This is a genomic window from Mycoplana ramosa, from assembly GCF_041930185.1.
Classification (GTDB): Bacteria; Pseudomonadota; Alphaproteobacteria; order Rhizobiales; family Rhizobiaceae; genus Mycoplana; species Mycoplana ramosa.
On sequence record NZ_JBHEEW010000013.1, the window covers coordinates 1 to 15,803 of the forward strand.

The 15,803-nt window shown below is 57.7% G+C and carries 16 protein-coding genes and 1 tRNA gene; 7 read left to right on the forward strand and 10 right to left on the reverse strand.

Features of this window, described 5'->3' with window-relative positions; genetic code table 11:
- The 5 genes from JNC62_RS16275 to JNC62_RS16295 form a co-directional block, all read right to left on the reverse strand.
- Nucleotides 1-1,786: portal protein (locus JNC62_RS16275; protein WP_374840067.1), on the reverse strand; the 1,786-nt coding region annotated here is incomplete at its 3' end.
- Nucleotides 1,787-1,825: 39 nt separating this feature from the next.
- Nucleotides 1,826-3,262, reverse strand: a complete 1,437-nt coding sequence (locus tag JNC62_RS16280) for a terminase large subunit domain-containing protein (protein WP_374840068.1) — start codon at nucleotides 3,260-3,262, stop codon at nucleotides 1,826-1,828.
- A gap of 43 nt (nucleotides 3,263-3,305) precedes the next feature.
- Nucleotides 3,306-3,683 carry a hypothetical protein gene (locus tag JNC62_RS16285; RefSeq protein ID WP_374840069.1) on the reverse strand — a complete coding sequence of 126 codons (378 nt, stop codon included), beginning with the start codon at nucleotides 3,681-3,683 and terminating at the stop codon, nucleotides 3,306-3,308.
- Nucleotides 3,676-4,131, reverse strand: a complete 456-nt coding sequence (locus tag JNC62_RS16290; RefSeq protein ID WP_374840070.1) for a hypothetical protein — start codon at nucleotides 4,129-4,131, stop codon at nucleotides 3,676-3,678. The genes JNC62_RS16285 and JNC62_RS16290 overlap by 8 nt, the downstream gene beginning before the upstream one ends.
- Entirely contained in the window at nucleotides 4,124-4,357 is a 234-nt protein-coding gene (locus tag JNC62_RS16295; RefSeq protein WP_374840071.1) for a hypothetical protein, read from the reverse strand. The genes JNC62_RS16290 and JNC62_RS16295 overlap by 8 nt, the downstream gene beginning before the upstream one ends.
- Nucleotides 4,358-4,425: 68 nt before the next feature.
- Between JNC62_RS16295 and JNC62_RS16300 the strand changes: the two genes are divergently transcribed.
- The gene (locus JNC62_RS16300; protein WP_374840072.1) at nucleotides 4,426-4,830 is read left to right on the forward strand and encodes a hypothetical protein; all 405 of its coding nucleotides are present in this window, start codon (nucleotides 4,426-4,428) and stop codon (nucleotides 4,828-4,830) included.
- 50 nt (nucleotides 4,831-4,880) lie between these two features.
- Here the strand turns inward: JNC62_RS16300 and JNC62_RS16305 are convergent, their stop codons facing one another.
- The 4 genes from JNC62_RS16305 to JNC62_RS16320 form a co-directional block, all read right to left on the reverse strand.
- On the reverse strand, nucleotides 4,881-5,141 hold the full coding sequence (locus tag JNC62_RS16305; protein WP_374840073.1) for a hypothetical protein: 261 nt from the start codon (nucleotides 5,139-5,141) through the stop codon (nucleotides 4,881-4,883).
- An 18-nt stretch (nucleotides 5,142-5,159) separates the two neighbouring features.
- Nucleotides 5,160-5,447: a hypothetical protein gene (locus JNC62_RS16310; RefSeq protein WP_374840074.1), complete on the reverse strand. Its 288-nt coding sequence runs from the start codon at nucleotides 5,445-5,447 to the stop codon at nucleotides 5,160-5,162.
- Between the two features lie 513 nt (nucleotides 5,448-5,960).
- Nucleotides 5,961-7,400, reverse strand: a complete 1,440-nt coding sequence (locus JNC62_RS16315; RefSeq protein ID WP_374840075.1) for a DUF6538 domain-containing protein — start codon at nucleotides 7,398-7,400, stop codon at nucleotides 5,961-5,963.
- A gap of 409 nt (nucleotides 7,401-7,809) precedes the next feature.
- Nucleotides 7,810-7,899: transfer RNA gene (locus JNC62_RS16320), tRNA-Ser, on the reverse strand.
- Between the two features lie 371 nt (nucleotides 7,900-8,270).
- Here JNC62_RS16320 and JNC62_RS16325 point away from each other — a divergent pair.
- From JNC62_RS16325 to JNC62_RS16340, 4 genes are all read left to right on the forward strand, one after another.
- Nucleotides 8,271-9,290 (forward strand): septal ring lytic transglycosylase RlpA family protein, encoded by a 1,020-nt coding sequence (locus tag JNC62_RS16325; RefSeq protein WP_374840076.1) that lies wholly within the window; start codon nucleotides 8,271-8,273, stop codon nucleotides 9,288-9,290.
- A gap of 63 nt (nucleotides 9,291-9,353) precedes the next feature.
- Nucleotides 9,354-10,517 carry a D-alanyl-D-alanine carboxypeptidase family protein gene (locus tag JNC62_RS16330; RefSeq protein ID WP_374840077.1) on the forward strand — a complete coding sequence of 388 codons (1,164 nt, stop codon included), beginning with the start codon at nucleotides 9,354-9,356 and terminating at the stop codon, nucleotides 10,515-10,517.
- 163 nt (nucleotides 10,518-10,680) lie between these two features.
- Nucleotides 10,681-11,373: a dTMP kinase gene (gene tmk, locus JNC62_RS16335; protein ID WP_374840078.1), complete on the forward strand. Its 693-nt coding sequence runs from the start codon at nucleotides 10,681-10,683 to the stop codon at nucleotides 11,371-11,373.
- A complete protein-coding gene (locus tag JNC62_RS16340) occupies nucleotides 11,370-12,404 on the forward strand; it encodes a DNA polymerase III subunit delta' (RefSeq protein WP_374840079.1) in 1,035 nt (344 codons plus the stop codon). The genes tmk and JNC62_RS16340 overlap by 4 nt, the downstream gene beginning before the upstream one ends.
- Before the next feature lie 20 nt (nucleotides 12,405-12,424).
- Here JNC62_RS16340 and JNC62_RS16345 read toward each other — a convergent pair whose 3' ends face one another.
- On the reverse strand, nucleotides 12,425-13,225 hold the full coding sequence (locus tag JNC62_RS16345; RefSeq protein WP_374840080.1) for a sulfite exporter TauE/SafE family protein: 801 nt from the start codon (nucleotides 13,223-13,225) through the stop codon (nucleotides 12,425-12,427).
- 223 nt (nucleotides 13,226-13,448) lie between these two features.
- Between JNC62_RS16345 and metG the strand changes: the two genes are divergently transcribed.
- Both metG and JNC62_RS16355 read left to right on the forward strand, forming a co-directional pair.
- A complete protein-coding gene (gene metG / locus JNC62_RS16350; protein WP_374840081.1) occupies nucleotides 13,449-14,999 on the forward strand; it encodes a methionine--tRNA ligase in 1,551 nt (516 codons plus the stop codon).
- Between the two features lie 22 nt (nucleotides 15,000-15,021).
- Nucleotides 15,022-15,801, forward strand: a complete 780-nt coding sequence (locus tag JNC62_RS16355) for a TatD family hydrolase (protein WP_374840082.1) — start codon at nucleotides 15,022-15,024, stop codon at nucleotides 15,799-15,801.
- The last annotated feature ends 2 nt before the right edge of the window (nucleotides 15,802-15,803 follow it).

A 15,803-nucleotide genomic window follows, 5' to 3' on the forward strand; every position in this document is an offset into this window, starting at 1 on the left:
ACGAGGGTCCGGCGCGTCTCGTCCTCGGCGGGGGCGGGGGCGGCGGAACCGTTGACGGATCAACGAAGAACGCCGCCGTGTTCTTAAAGCCCTGTGCTTCTGCAAGTTTGGTGAGAGTCGAATAGACGTTCTGAGCCGACACAATCGGCGATCCGGAGCTAAGCAACTGCATCTGTTGTGCAAGCATGGCGTTCAGCGATTGCGTAGACTGATCACGGCTCATCACCGAGAACGCAACCGATGTCTGTACATCGAAGTCCGGGGTAAACTGGTCAATCGGTACAAATTCGTTTGTCAGCCGCGTCACAAGCGCCTGTGCCTCTTCCGGATGCTGGATAAGCTGATCGATCAGCACGCGAACCAGATAGGCATATCCCGAATCCGCGAAAACACGCGAGATGCCTTCAATGAGAAGCTGACCTTGGTTTGAACGCTGATTTGCAGCGGTAGCCGTCACGTCCTGTAGATCGGAAGCGTTCAGCGACATCATCGACGGACCGACACCAGTCGATAAATCCAGACCTTGTGTAAGGCTCTGAAGCATCGGTACAGCATCGCCACCAGCAAAGGGCGGAACTACGTAGGAGATGCCGCCCGTTGGATCGGAAGAGCGGATGACCGCGCCCGGATGGATGTTCATGGCATCTTCAGGATTGGTCACGTCGGGATTGATGACCTTGATAGGATGAACATGCATGTACAGGTCATCCAAGATCGCCCGAGTCATCTTGGTGATGGTGACATGTTCGTCACCGATCCGGTCAGGGATACCGAGCGAGAACAGACTCCCATGAATCGGGAAAGGAACGAAAGCGGCGTAAGGATAGAAGCGGGTTGTCTCTTCCCAATCCAACAGAACAGGTGCGTCCAGACTACCGGCAAGAGTCAGACGGTAGTGACGTGCCTTCTTTTCCAGCTTCAGCTTAGTGTAAATTTCATAGACTTCGACATCGTCACCGGAAATGCCTTCATCGCCATCGGTGACCTTGTGCCGCTCAATAGCAACCCCGTCCGTGCTGTCTGTGGCGAGTGGAATTTTATCAACCTTTGCGGCGTCATAGCCCAAGTCCAAGAGGTCTTGCTTGCTCATAATGCGACGGTGCCCCTGCAACTTCGCATCAATGCCGCCCGTCTCGCACGACAGCTTCGCATCGCGGGAAATAATCAGGTTTTCAGGTTCGACCGGACGAATGATCGGGTTGAAGAACTTGGTGATTGTCCGGATTTTCAGGTCGCGAACTTCAACGCCCATCTGCGGATGCGGATAGGGGTCGGAAGCCTCTTCGATGACGATTTGCTTCTGTTCTTCCTGCTGGAGGAAAGTGGCAAGTTGTTCATTCGGAACGCCCTTTAGGACTTGCGGAAGCGATTCCTGGGTGTCCGTGTTGAACTCTACAGCAACCACCGACAGACCGTTCAGCAAGCCCGTTTGAATCCACGGTTGCAGGAACGTTGCGTGCTTGTTCTTCTGTGTGAGAATCCACGAAACGACTTTCGTCTGTTGGCGCGCAATTGCCTCATCTTCCGCACCGAACGGCACGAACTCGACAACGTGTTCCGAAGAGTCAAGAATGTGCAGAAGTTGAGCAGTCAGCCAGTCGCAATGCTGCTGCACGACAGGGCTAACCCACTTCGATGACCGCTTGATTTTCTCGTCACCGGGAAGATAGGCGCGATTATAGTATTTTAGAGCCTTTTCGCTCTTCGCCGCGATGTTCGAATTGGACCAGCTAACAGCGTCTTTGAGCTTAGCGCTAATGTTTTTTAGAATAAGTTCTTCAGCCATAAATCTCTACCGAATTTATAGCTATTTAGGGAATTCTATTCATTCGAATGATGGGAGATGGTCGTAGTTAAGCGGCTTAGACCACGAGTATTTTGACGCATAGCGCGATGGAGACACGGCAAAAGTCAGGGCAAGAGCGTCCGCAAAGTCGGGCGAACGCCCCAAACGCTTCTTTATGCTCTTTTTATCTTCGACCTTGATTTTGCCGGTGCTGTCCTCGTACGTCGGAGTCGCAAGCTCTTCGATCAGCCTTGCAGAGTTCGGGATTCCAACATTCTCGGAATGAATCCATTCGCGGACTTCCCACAGGAGTTGGTCACGCAAACGGCTGTATCGGTCCGGATTCCGGGTTGGCGTCTTCGCGGTATTGCAGCCATGAACGGGAAGCCCCCAATCCTTCAGGTTGGACCAAACACCGTTGCCAAGACCGTTGGAGTCGACGGAAATGACGGCAGGACGGTCTTGCTTCGGAGTGGCTTCGTAGAGGTCGCGGACCTTGTACGCCAGTTGGGTAGGGTCAAGGTTCTGCCACTGCTTAAAATCCAAAATCTTGTTGTCGTGGCGGATGCAGAGAACAGAACTGTCCTTACCAGCGCCAGCCGGGTCCAAGCCCCATAAAATCGGAACATTGGGAGCCGGTGCAACGTCGGCGTAGTTCCGAACCGCTGCATCAATGAATTCTCGGGAGATCATCCCTTCCGTATCGGACAGCGGGAATTCGCCTTCGACCATGATCCGATATTGTCGAGAGGTCGGACCACCGAAGTTCTTGGCGATGCGCTCGAATTTTTCAGGCTGGCTTGGGTCGTACTTTCGCGAGTCGAAGAAGGTGCCGTGAACCTTGGTCCATTCATCAGCGATTTCCGGATCATTCCATGTTCGCCAGAAGAAGCCGCTTGCCCGGTCCGGGTTGGAAATTAGGCAAAGCTTTGCGCCGTCGCCGTCCGACAAGATGTTCACGAGTGCTTCAGTGAAAACCTCATCATCAACGCCCGATGCCTCATCTACAAAGACGAAGTTGTTTTCGGCATGGATACCGCGTGCCCGGGCGGTGTTGGTCTTGTCTGCAAGGCGCATTTCGGCAGTACAGGAGGCGGCATTGACGACACGGCTAATGGTCGTCGCCTGTACGCTGTAGGCATCGCGGAACAGCGGAAGCATGCGGTCATGAAACTGCTTCAGTTCGTTCCATACACCGGTTTTCAGGTTCGGCTCTGAAGGTCCGAAAACAGAGATTTTTACCTGATCGTGGGTGATCAGTGCCCACCAGATACAGACCGACATCACGAAGGTTTTGCCGAAGCCGACACCACCCTTGAACGTGATCTGTTGGCTTGTCCGGAACGCTTCGCAAAATTCGACCTGTTTCGGTGTTAGGTCGTAGTCAAAGACCTGCTTCGCGAACAACGGAATATCGACATACCAAGCGTCACGAAGGGCGGCAAGTTGTTGGAATTCTTCTTCTTTTGTAGACATGCCCATATTTAGAGAACGGGCATTTTCTCACGCTTCGAAGCGGTCACTTCTTGCTAATCAGCCGCAACACGAGTTCGCGGAAATCTTCCTTCAGCTTGCCCGGGTTCTTCCGGTACTGCTTCGCCCAGTTGATGCAGCCTTCTGCAATGTACATGCCGACCAGACCGATGGAGAAGGCAACGGCATTGGCAATCTGCGGATCGGCAACGCCAAGAGCCATGGCAACAATCGGGGTGAAGTACACGGCGAAGAGCGAGCCGGTGAAGCCACCAATGAGGTTTTCAGCCATGGTGCCGGATTTGGCGACAACGGCTCTGGCAATCGAGCCAAGGAAACCAGCGACAAGGTGAGACGGGGAAAAGCCATTGGCGGCAAGCCAAAGGGCGAAAGCGGCGATCATCGCGACAAACCAATCAATCATTATCGGCATCCTTTACGGTCACCGGTTCAATGATTGGCGTGACATCAATGACGGGCGTGACATCGATGGTCTTACGGTCGTCCTTCAAACGAGCTTGGTTGATTTCAGCAAGCAAACCAGCGATGTGGTGTCGATGATCGACCTTGATTTCCTGCTGTGTTGCCGCCTTGGCAACGAACGGATCGAGGAAGTAGGCAGCGGCTTTCACTCGGGCATTGTCATTGCTTGAATTCAGCATGACATCGGCAAGCGTTTCGACCGCGTCCATGGTTCGCTTTGCCAAGGCTTCCTTGACTTCTTGCGGAATAGGCACGGTGCCACCAGTCTTTTTGCGTCCCTTCTGGAAACCAATGGTCTTCAGGTGCTCCCGGTGTTCGGGGCTTTGAAGCCGTTCCCGCTCTTGCTGGCTAACCGCGCGCTTCGGTCGTTTCTTCGGTGCATCAGTCACTAATCCGCCCTCCAAAGGTCTTTAGGAAAGCGTACGCGTCGTCCTCGTAAACGAAGTCAGCAATGAAGCCATCATCCTGCACTTCAATGGTGAAATCGTCGGAAATAAGTTCGCGAATTCGGGTGCCGAATTTGCGGTTAACCCAAATGGGATATTCACCATCTTCGCGGGATTTCGTAATTTCAGCACTGTAGCCATTTTGGGGAATGAAAAATCGAATACGCACGTCTTGCCTTCTGCATTGAAATCTGTTTTCCCGTATTTATTGCAATTGGGATTTGAGAGGATTAGAAGATGGCTGGATTTCTGAAGTTTGCGGAAAAGTACGCTGTTAAGGAAAATAAAGCCGTTGAAGCTTTTCGTTCGGCTTTGACTAAGCAATCGGAAGCGTTTGAGAAGGGCGAAGTCAACCGGCGTAGTTGGGTGAAGCCAGATGGTTCAAGCTTTGTGGTGAAGCTCGGGAAGCTCGACGGAACCTATGTCATTCCGACCAAGCAAGAGGTCACTGCTTTCCTTACCGGTGCGGCGAATGCTTCCCGCGATGATAGTGAGTTCATCGCCCTGATTGAATCCGTATATGGCGAGCCGTTGGGCGAAGAGCCGAAGCCGCGCCGGGGTCGGAAGCCGAAGGCGCAAGCGGCTGAAGTCCATACGGACGTGATCCGGCTGAACCTGAAGAGTGCGCCGCGTTCCGAGTGATCGGAAACGACAGGCAAAAGTGACGAAGCCCCGGGGATTTTTCGTTGGGGTTAGTTCGCTTCCGGCTCATCCCGGCTCGCGGCGATGTGCGCAAAATTGTTGATGGCGGTCGGCTCGATTGCAGCCGCTTCCGCTTCGATGGCTTCCGGCTCGACTCTGTTGACCTTCACAGCTTCGGCAAGTTGAGCCGCGACCGCGTGAACCGCTCCAAACTCTTCAAGCTTGAAGGTGCCACGGTCGGCGGCGGCACGGATCACGGCAAGGGCGTTCTTTGCCAAGGTTTCGGGCAGAAAAATTACGGGTTCGTTCATGGGTAAATCTCTCAAATATCAGTTGGTCGCTTCGGCGGCTTGGCGCTCGTATTCCGCGACCTTCAGACGCAAGCGCTTTTCAATGTCGGAAAGAATCCACCGATCTTCCATCGGCTTTCCCTGCACAAGGTCGGCGATGCGTAGTTTCAGGTTTTCATATCCGAGATAGGCGGGGTTCACGGTGTCCTGAATGCAGTTGAAACAACCGCTCTTGTACATCTTTTGCCACATGAACAGGTTTTCAATCTCATCCTGAAGGCGGTTGATCTGAGCTTGCTCGTCATCCGTAATGCGGTAGTTGGTCATGGGAATATCTCTCAAATATCAGTTGGTCTTTTCGCCATGCCTTGCCAGCATCGCAGCCACATCAGCGGCAACGCGGTCGATCTTGGCGATATAGCTGTTTGCCTTCTGAAGGCGTTCCAAGCGGGTAGGGTTGGTCATCGGGTAAATCTCCATTGGGTTAACTCACGATAGTATTTAGCGAATTCGGATTTTGGGGGGAGGGGCGGAGCATGGACGCGGGTCCGCGAAAAAAGATGCCCCGGCTGTGAAGCTGGGGCATTAGTCAATCGCCTCCATCAGAGGCTGGGAGGAGAACCACGGAACATGTGCCCGACGCGTACAGGCGGGGTAACCTGTGGGGGACTTGGGTCAGGGTCAGGCACATGTCCCAATCAGAAAGCTAGGGCACAGAGAGAAATTGGCAATGCCTGAAAGACGCGTCTATGCGCTGTAACGATGCGACTGAATGTTGTGGCTCGTACTGTAGCATTCACTAATAGAATGATGAACGGACGGAGAACGCTCCGATGCCGCCTATTCAAGCTGCATCTGTGCAGCCTGTTCGGCTTTCTTCTTTTCGCGATAGCGCTGCTTCTTCAGCTTCTCTTCTTCCCGCTTCTTTTCGACAGACTTCGTGACACGCGGGCGACCACGCTTCGGTTGTGCGCCAAAATCAATAGGAAGCGGTGTGGACGGGGCACAGCCAAGCAAGCCTTGAAAGGCTTCGGCTGCGCCTTCGTCAGGAAGAACGCAAACAACTTTCAGTATCTTGCCAGTGTCGTCGGGCTTGCCAATCTTGTCCTTGTCCCGGATCATGGTGCGCCCGAGAAACTGATAAATCATCTGGTAGCAGAGCGCGTTCTTCGCTTGTGCCTTTGTGATGCCGTAAAAGGCATAGAGCCGGTCATTGGTGTCCGGATCGTAATTGATGGCGGCGAGGAACACAGCCATGTTGCAGTGCTTGAACGTGTTCCAGCCGAACGGGTTGGTGATGACGCGTTGACCGCCTTTATCATCCAGCAGCCAGCGATAATCCTTGTCGTCTGAAAGCTTGTTGGAACAATGAATGTGTTCGCGACCGGGGAACATATCACCCAAGCAGAGCGCAACCCGATCCACATAGTCTTGCGTGCCTCTTTCCTCGTCGCCTTTGCCAAGGCGGGTCAGGAAGGTCTTCGACAAGTTCTTGACCGGTGCGTGATAGAGTTCAACAAAATCGGCAACGTGCTTCATGTCCTGATAGCGTAGACGCGACTGAATCCATTCGTTCCGCTGAAAGTGCACGTCTTTCGACCACATCATTGCCAAGAGGGTTTCATCGAAATTGGCGCTGATAATCAGGGTGTCTTTGTAGGCATCAACAATGGACGGTAGCATGAAAATAGTGAATTGAAGCCAAACGCGCCTTTTACAGATCACCTTGCCGAGCATTTCGATGAAGTCGTTGACCGCCCGAACAAATGGACGCCATTTCTTGTCATAGGCGCGAGCGTCGAGATTGGACCACTTGCCCGGGGTCAACTTTTTGTACGCGTCCAGCGCGCCGCTAAGCTTCAGGTTGGAACCTGCCAAAGCGCCGCTGATGGCAACAAAGTCCAGTTCACCGGGACGCTTCATTTCTTTCAACGCCTGAAGTCCGTTGTTTAGCATATCGACGGATTGTTCAGTCGCCGCTTCAAGGAACTCTTCGGGGCTGTGCTGTTCGGAAATGCCAAGATTGTGCGCTCGGTTGGTCGAAGCCTCTGGCGTGATCTTTTCATGATGATCTTCGGGCGGATTCTCGCCAGTCCGAAAATAGTTCAGCCATTTTGCAGTCAATTCAGCGACAAGCGCCTTTGCAGTTTTCAAATCGCCAGTTCGCAGCGAGCGCCAAATTTGTTTTCCGTACTTATCCCAATAGAATGAGGGAACAGCGATGCGGAAATAGTAGGTGTTGTTCCGCTTGAATAGATAGGTTGCGTCTACAAGAGACATTTTCAGTTTTCTCCATTTGTCGAAATAGTGTATAATGCAGCCGCAACGCCACCTAAGCGGCTTGCAAACTCACCATACAGATTGTGATTGAGTGTAAACGATCCTGACAACGGCGCGTCGGCGCGAGCCGTTAAGTGTCTTTCCGAATTGTCGGGGGATCGAATGCGTTCATTATCGCAGTGTAGCAAAACACTGTCAACGATTATTTCGAACCTTGCTTCATTTTTATTTCGTTTTGAAAATGAATTCTTGGATATACTAGAATTTACTTTGAAAACGAATTTGGGAAAGCCGGGGAATCTGCTGGAAAATGGTATGGCAAAGCAGCCCTTGGCGGGCGCTTGTATGTAGCAGTTGATGTAGCAGATTGGAGAAAAAAGCCAAAAAACCTTGAAAATCAGGGACTTAGTGGCGGAAGAGGTGGGATTCGAACCCACGGTACGGTTTCCCGCACGCCGGTTTTCAAGACCGGTTCCTTAAACCACTCGGACACTCTTCCAACTCATCGATATCGCTTGGCGACGGGGCTCCCTGCTAAAGCCGGTCGCAAACCGGCCATTGCGGCCCGTTTCCCACCAAATCACTCGATGGCTGGCTTTCTAGCAGCTTTGATTGCGCCGTCAACTTGCTGTGTCGTTTGGCCGGCGGTGGCGTGGGCAGTCGAACAGGTGTGTTCGCGCGTTAAGGCGTCCTAAACCATAATGGAACTTTCATCCTCGATCCCGCCGTTTGCGAGCAAATCGTTACGCAATTTCGCCATCATGGCATCGTGATTAACATATTGTTGTGAGCGCACCGATACGAGGCGACGGATCGCGGGGGCATGACGATCCGGGTCAAACCGACGGGGACTGTAGCGGCGTGGGATATATGAAAAGTGGATGCTTCTCGGCCGGAGCGCGCAGGGCGATGCGCGTTGCCGCCATTCCGATAATGTGTGCCGGTCTGGCCGCCTGTGGCACAACGGGCGATACCGCCAAGAAACCGACCCGAAGCAAGGAGTACTTCGCTGAATCCGAATACGGCGTGAAGGCGAGCCCGCGGGTGGTCCAGGAAGGACAGCCGGTTCCAAAGGGAGGCGGCCGCTATCAGGTCGGCCAGCCCTATCAGGTGCGCGGGAAATGGTACCAGCCGAAGGAGGAGCCGGGCTACAGCAAGGTCGGGCTCGCGTCCTGGTATGGTTCGGCCTTCCATGGCCGCTACACCGCAAACGGCGAAATCTACGATAGACACCACCTTTCCGCGGCCCATCCGACATTCCCGCTGCCGAGCTATGCCCGCGTCACCAATCTCGAGAACGGTTCGTCCGTGATCGTTCGCGTCAACGACCGCGGTCCCTATTCGGACGGGCGGATCATCGATGTTTCCTCAAAGGCGGCCGAGATGCTCGACGTCAAGGGGAAGGGCACCGCTAAGGTTCGAGTGCAGTATGTCGGCAAGGCCCCGCTGGACGGCCACGATATGCCCTACCTGATGGCCTCCTATGTGCCGAAGGGCTCGCGCGTTCCCGCCGTCGATCCGGGTGGGCAGATCGCGACCGGCGTGATGGTCGCCTCTGCGGCACCGCTTGCCGAAGCGATGCCGGCCGTTATCCCCACCTTTGCGCAACGTGACAACGGTCCGTCCGAAGGCACAAGCTTGACGGCACTGGCCGCCGAACGACCGACGAGTGCCGCGGTCGCAGCGATCGGGCAGTTCGCGGCGCTTCCCGAGATCGGTCCTATCCCGGCCGCACGGCCCGGCTACGTGCCGCTGCCGGGCGACGGTTCGAGCTATGCGGCCGCTTATACCGAAGCGAAGCCGGTGCAGAAATCGCTCGAGGCCTTCGAAGCGGTCCTTCACCGCGACGGGTCGCTGAGCCTGATTCCGGGGCCGGGCGAGGCACGCTGATATCACTTGCGGCTTGCCGCGAGCGTCAAGATGTAGGACTCTCGGCCGGTCATCGGAGTCTTCATGTTCGCCCGCCTTCTCACCGCATTTTTCCTATGCCTGGTATTGCCTTGGACCGTCGCCGCACAGAGCGCTGGCGGCGCGACCGCGTTCGACACCAAGGCAAAGCAGATCTATCTGATCGATGCCGCCACCGGCACGGTGCTGTTTGCCCGCGGCGAAAATGAACCCGTCGCCGCCGCCTCCCTGGCCAAGGTGATGACGCTGGCGGTTGTCTTCAAGGCGGTCCATGACGGGGAAATCAATCTCGATACGACCTTTCCCGTGTCCGAGCACGCCTGGCGGACCGGTGGCGCGCCCTCGCGCACGGCGACGATGTTTGCTGCGCTGAAGTCGCAGATCCGGGTGGAGGACCTGATCCGCGGCGTGGCGGTTCTGGCCGCAAACGACGCATGCATTGTCCTGGCCGAAGGCATCGCCGGTTCTGAAAGCGCTTTCGCGGCACGGATGAACCAGCAGGCCAAGGAACTAGGCCTGGCGCGGTCGCGTTTTGACAATGCGACCGGCCTGCCGTCCCCCGGAAATAAGGTCAGCATGCGTGACCTGGTCGGTCTGGCGCAGCACCTCCAAGGGAGCTATCCGGATCTCTATCGCTACTATTCCGAACCGGAATTCGAGTGGAACAAGATCAAGCAGCGCAATCGCAATCCGTTGGCGACGATGAACATCGGCGCGGATGGCCTCGTGATGGGGTTTGCAGAAGACGCCGGTTATGGTCTGGTCGCTTCGGTCGAGCGGAACGGCAGGCGCTTGTTCCTGGCCATGAGTGGGCTGTCGAGCGACAAGGAGCGTCTCGACGAGGCCAGGCGCTTGATCGACTGGGCGATGACGTCATTTGCTTCGAGGACCTTGTTCAAGGCTGGAGAAACGATCGCCGAAGCGAGCGTCTATGGCGGAAGCGCCGGTCATGTCCCGCTGCTGGCGAGACAGGACGTCGATGTGCTCCTGCCGATCGGCAGCACCGAGCGCCTGTCGGCGCGCGTGATCTACTCCTGGCCTCTGCGGGCACCGGTCGCCTCCGGTCAAGGGGTCGGTGTGCTGCGGATCTGGAGCGGAGACAGGTTTTTGCGTGAGGTGCCCTTGGAAACCGCAGCCTCGGTCGAGGTCGGCACGCTCTCGAGCCGGGCGCTGGATGCGCTGCAGGAACTCTTATTCTTTTGGCTTTGAGGTTCGGCGCGCGCTGGCCGGTCCGATCGAGGTTGGGCCGCGATGGCCAGCAATTTCAATCGCAAATCGATTTTCTGTTTTGCAGGATATGCGCTAGAAGTGGGCCGAATCGCCCGGCTGGCGGACGGGAAAGACCCCGGCGCACCGGGAAGCGGAAGTTGGATTGGCTGGGTTGACCGGGTTGTTTGTCACGTTTGAGGGCGGCGAGGGCGCGGGAAAGTCGACCCAGATCCGACTGTTGGCGGAAGCACTCAGGACGCGAGACCATCGCGTACTGGTGACGCGAGAGCCCGGCGGTTCGCCGGGGGCCGAAGCTGTCCGCCATGTCATTCTCTCGGGTGCCGCCGAGCGTTACGGGACGCGCATGGAAGCCCTGCTGTTTGCGGCCGCCCGCAACGACCATGTCGAGGAAGTCATCAGGCCGGCTCTGCGCTCCGGCACCGTCGTGCTGTGCGACCGGTTTCTCGATTCGTCGCGTGTCTATCAGGGCATCACCGGCAATCTGGAGCCGGCTTTCATCGAGCGCCTTCAGATGGTCGCCATCAATGGCGTGATGCCGGACTGCACGCTGATCCTTGATTTGCCCGCCGCCGAAGGTCTCGATCGTGCCCGTCGTCGGGCCGCCGGCCCGTCCGCGGAGGGTGAGCCTGATCGGTTTGAAAGAGAGGAAATCGAGACGCACGAAAAGCGCCGGGAGGCGTTCCTCGAACTCGCCGAGCGCGAGCCGTTCCGTTGTCGCGTCGTCGACGCAACCCAGACACGGGAAGCAATCGCCAGCCAGATCCTGTCGATCGTCGAACCGTTGCTGCCGCTGCAAAAGCGGGGCCGCTTCGCTTTACCGGAGGACACGACTTGAGCTCGGAGCAACCAGGTGTGCTAGACGGCGCGATTGCGCCTGCCGAACAGACATGTCTGTTCGGGCATGACAACGCGCAAGCGTTTCTGGCGCAGGCCTATCGCTCCGGCAAGGGCCATCACGCGATCCTGATCGAGGGGCCGGAAGGCATCGGAAAAGCGACGCTTGCCTTCCGTTTTGCCCACCATGTCCTCACCTATCCAGATCCGAAGACCGCACCGGAGACTTTGATTGCACCGGACCCCAACTCGGCTCTCGGACGCCAGATCGCCTCTGGCGCCTCGCACAATCTTCTGCACCTGTCACGCCCCGTCGACGAGAAGACGGGCAAGGTCCGCACCGCGATCACCGTGGACGAAGTGCGCCGGGCCGGCAAATTCTTTGCCCAGACGTCGGGGACTGGAAACTGGCGCATCGTCATCATCGACCCGGCCGATGATCTGAACCGCAATGCGGCCAATGCCATCCTCAAGATCCTCGAGGAACCGCCAAGAAACGCGCTGTTCCTCGTGCTGACGCACGCGCCAGGCAGGCTGTTGCCGACGATCCGGTCGCGTTGCCTGCCGCTCAGCCTTGCGCCGCTTGGAGACCGCGACCTCGCCCTCGCCTTGGACAATCTCGGGGTGGCGCTGCCGGCCGCGCATTCCGATCGCTTGCTGGCCGCCGCCGGCGGCAGCGTCGCGACGGCACTGAAACTGATCAACTACGGCGGCTTCGACATTCTCGAAGCCTTCCGGGCGATTGTCGCAGCGGCGGGCGCGGCACCGCGCAAGGATGTGCACAAACTTGCCGAGGTTCTCTCCGCCAAGGACAGCGACACGCTTTACGACTTCTTTTGTGGTCAGGCGATTGACCACGTCATGGAAGAGGCGAGGGCGGCCGCATTGCGCGGCGACATCGTCAGGGCGGAGCATGTGGCGCGTTTGTCGTCGTCGCTGACGGAAAAGTTCGGCATTGCCGCAGCTTACAATCTCGATCGCAAGCAGACGATCATCGAGGTTCTGGACGACATCGCCGCACTGGCCGCGTGACTGAGCCACGCTCAGGTCCATCAGGCAAAAACGAGCTTTGACCCCACCAGGCCGAGCGTGATCGCAAGGAGCGTGCTGATGAGACGTTCAGGCAGGCGCGGCGAAAGATGGCTGCCGATGATGATGCCGGGGATGGACCCGATCAGCAGCGTTCCCAACATCAGCCAGTCGACTTCGCCGATCATCCAATAGCCCATGCCCGCCAGAAGCGTCAGCGGAACCGCGTGAACAATATCCGAGCCGACGATCTCGCGCACGTGGAGGGCCGGATAGAGTGCCAGAAGCACCGTCACGCCCAGCGCGCCGGCACCAACAGACGTCAGCGTGACGAGCACGCCGATCACCAGTCCGAGCAGCACCGTCAGCAGCGCCATGGTCGTCGGCCCGACCTGCGGTCGATTTCGGCCCAGCCGGCGAAGCTTCTCGATGATCCGATGCCGGAAAAGCAAGAGAAAGGCGGTCAGGATCAATGTGTAGCCGAGCGTGATCGTGATGAATGCGACCGCGGTAAAGCTGGCTCTGTCGATCCCCGAGATGAGCCACAGCGTCACCGCTGCGGCCGGCAGGCTGCCGGCGGCCAGTCTTCCGACGATCCGCCAATCGATCGTCTTGTTGCGGCCATGGACGGCGGTGCCGGCGGTTTTGGTGATCGCGGCGTACAGAAGGTCCGTACCGACGGCGGTGACCGGGTGAACCCCGAACAGGAGAACCAGAAGCGGCGTCATCAGGGAGCCACCGCCAACACCCGTCACACCGACGAGCATGCCGACGAAGAAACCGGAAATGGAGAACAGCGGATTGAAAGAATTCCACAAATCCAAACAGCGTTTCCTTCCGGTTTCAAGCGGTGAACCATGATCGAAGGTTCCAAACCCTGCGAAACTGGTCGAAATGCCGAATGGTTAGTGGCGGCTTCGGGCCGTGTCAAGCAAGTGATAAAGGCGTCGCGGAAGGACGGCAGGGGTGCAAACTTGCTGTTTCCCTGGCGGCCTGCATGGGCTAATAGCTGCGTCCATATCACGATAAGACAGGTCAAGCTTCGACATGAGAGACACGTCGCCCTTCTACATCACGACCGCAATCGCCTATCCGAACGGCAAGCCGCACATCGGGCACGCCTATGAACTGATCGCGACGGATGCGGTGGCGCGCTATTATCGGCTGGATGGGCGCGACGTGTTCTTCCTGACCGGCACCGACGAGCATGGCCAGAAGATGCAACAGACCGCGCGCAAGGAGGGTCTGAGTGCGCAGGAACTCGCCGACCGCAACACGGCGGAGTTCCGGAAGATGGGTGTGCTGCTGAATGCGTCGAACGACGACTTCATCCGCACGACCGAGGCGCGTCACCATGAGGCCAGCCAGATCATCTGGCAGCGCATGGCCGATGCCGGCGACATCTACAAGGACAGCTATTCCGGCTGGTATTCGGTGCGCGACGAAGCCTACTATCAAGAAGGCGAGACGGAATTTCGCGATGACGGCGTGCGCTATGGTCCGCAGGGAACGCCGGTCGAGTGGGTGGAAGAGGAGAGCTACTTCTTCCGCCTTTCGAACTACCAGGACAAGCTTCTGCAACTCTACGAAACGCAGCCGGATTTCGTCGGCCCGGCCGAACGGCGCAACGAAGTCGTTTCCTTCGTGAAATCTGGGCTCAAGGATCTGTCGGTTTCGCGCACGACCTTCGATTGGGGCATCAAGGTGCCGAACGATCCGGCGCACGTCATGTATGTCTGGGTCGACGCACTGACCAACTACATCACCGCCACCGGCTACCTGACCGACGCCAACGGCCCGCGCGCGAAATACTGGCCGGCGGACATTCACATGATCGGCAAGGACATCATCCGCTTCCACGCCGTCTACTGGCCGGCCTTCCTGATGTCGGCAGGCTTGCCGCTGCCCAAGCGCGTCTTCGCCCACGGCTTCTTGCTCAACAAGGGCGAGAAGATGTCGAAGTCGATCGGCAACGTCGTCGATCCGGCGAATCTGGTCGAGCATTTCGGCCTCGACCAGGTCCGATACTTCCTGCTGCGCGAAGTCTCCTTCGGCCAGGACGGCAGCTACAGCGAGGAGGCGATCGCCACCCGCATCAACTCCGACCTTGCCAACGGCATCGGCAATCTTGCCAGCCGCTCGCTGTCGATGATCGTGAAGAATTGCGACGGCAAGATCCCGGCCTGCGGTCCGCTGACCGAGGCCGACCGCACGATGCTGGCTTCGGCGGACGCGTTGCACGCGATCACGCGCGACGAAATGGGCAAACTAATGATCCACCGGGCATTGACCGCGATTATCGCCGTCGTCTCCGAGGCGGATCGCTATTTCGCCGGTGAGGCCCCCTGGGCGCTGAAGAAGACCGACCCGGAACGCATGGGCACGGTTCTCTACGTGACGGCCGAGGTTGTCCGGCAGATCGCGATCCTGCTGCAGCCCTTCATGCCGGATTCGGCGGCCAAACTTCTGGATCTCGTCGCCGCACCGGCCGACAAGCGCGACTTTGCAGCGCTCGGTGAGGCTGGCAGACTGGTCAGCAGCACGCCGCTGGAAGCGCCGGTGCCGGTTTTCCCGCGCTATGTCGCGCCAGAGGCCTGAGGGAAGGGGCGAGGACGGATCGATGCTGATCGACACGCACTGCCATCTGGACTTCCCCGACTTCGCGGCCGAGCTCGACGAGATCGTCGTGCGCGCGCACGCCGCTGGCGTCCGGCAGATGATCACGATCTCCACGCGGGTGAAAAAGTTTCCGGAAATCCTGGCGATCGCCGAACGGTACCCGACAGTGTTCTGTTCGGTCGGCACCCACCCGCACAATGCGGATGAGGAGCTTGATGTCACCGTCGACGAACTCGTCGGGCTCTCGCACCATCCGCGGGTTGTCGCAATCGGCGAGGCCGGGCTCGACTATTTCTATGACAATGCGCCGCGCGAGGCGCAGGCGGAGGGCTTGCGCAACCATATCGCGGCGGCGCGTCTGACCGGGCTGCCGCTAGTCATTCACAGCCGCTCGGCCGACGAGGACATGGCGGCGATCCTGACAGAAGAGACGCAAAAGGGCGCCTTTCCGTTTCTGCTGCACTGCTTTTCGTCGGGGGCGGACCTGGCACGCGTCGGCGTCGAACTCGGCGGTTACGTTTCCTTTTCCGGCATCCTGACATTTCCGAAATCGGAAGAATTGCGTCAGATCGCAAAGACGGTTCCGGTCGATCGGATGCTGGTCGAGACCGACGCCCCCTATCTGGCGCCGAAGCCCTTCCGCGGCAAGCGCAACGAACCGGCCTATGTCGCGCATACGGCCTCGACGCTGGCCGAGACGCTTGGCATGAGCGAGACCGAGATTGCCACGATCACCACGGAGAACGCCTTCAGGATATTCTCCAAGATGCCGAGGGTTTGACA

Coding starts and splice junctions, on each gene's coding strand:
- JNC62_RS16280 (WP_374840068.1), bottom strand. CDS start 3,262: ATGTCTACAAAAGAAGAAGAATTCCAACAACTTGCCGCCCTTCGTGAC.
- JNC62_RS16285 (WP_374840069.1), bottom strand. CDS start 3,683: ATGATTGATTGGTTTGTCGCGATGATCGCCGCTTTCGCCCTTTGGCTT.
- JNC62_RS16300 (WP_374840072.1), top strand. CDS start 4,426: ATGGCTGGATTTCTGAAGTTTGCGGAAAAGTACGCTGTTAAGGAAAAT.
- JNC62_RS16305 (WP_374840073.1), bottom strand. CDS start 5,141: ATGAACGAACCCGTAATTTTTCTGCCCGAAACCTTGGCAAAGAACGCC.
- JNC62_RS16310 (WP_374840074.1), bottom strand. CDS start 5,447: ATGACCAACTACCGCATTACGGATGACGAGCAAGCTCAGATCAACCGC.
- JNC62_RS16315 (WP_374840075.1), bottom strand. CDS start 7,400: ATGTCTCTTGTAGACGCAACCTATCTATTCAAGCGGAACAACACCTAC.
- JNC62_RS16325 (WP_374840076.1), top strand. CDS start 8,271: ATGAAAAGTGGATGCTTCTCGGCCGGAGCGCGCAGGGCGATGCGCGTT.
- JNC62_RS16330 (WP_374840077.1), top strand. CDS start 9,354: ATGTTCGCCCGCCTTCTCACCGCATTTTTCCTATGCCTGGTATTGCCT.
- metG (WP_374840081.1), top strand. CDS start 13,449: ATGAGAGACACGTCGCCCTTCTACATCACGACCGCAATCGCCTATCCG.
- JNC62_RS16355 (WP_374840082.1), top strand. CDS start 15,022: ATGCTGATCGACACGCACTGCCATCTGGACTTCCCCGACTTCGCGGCC.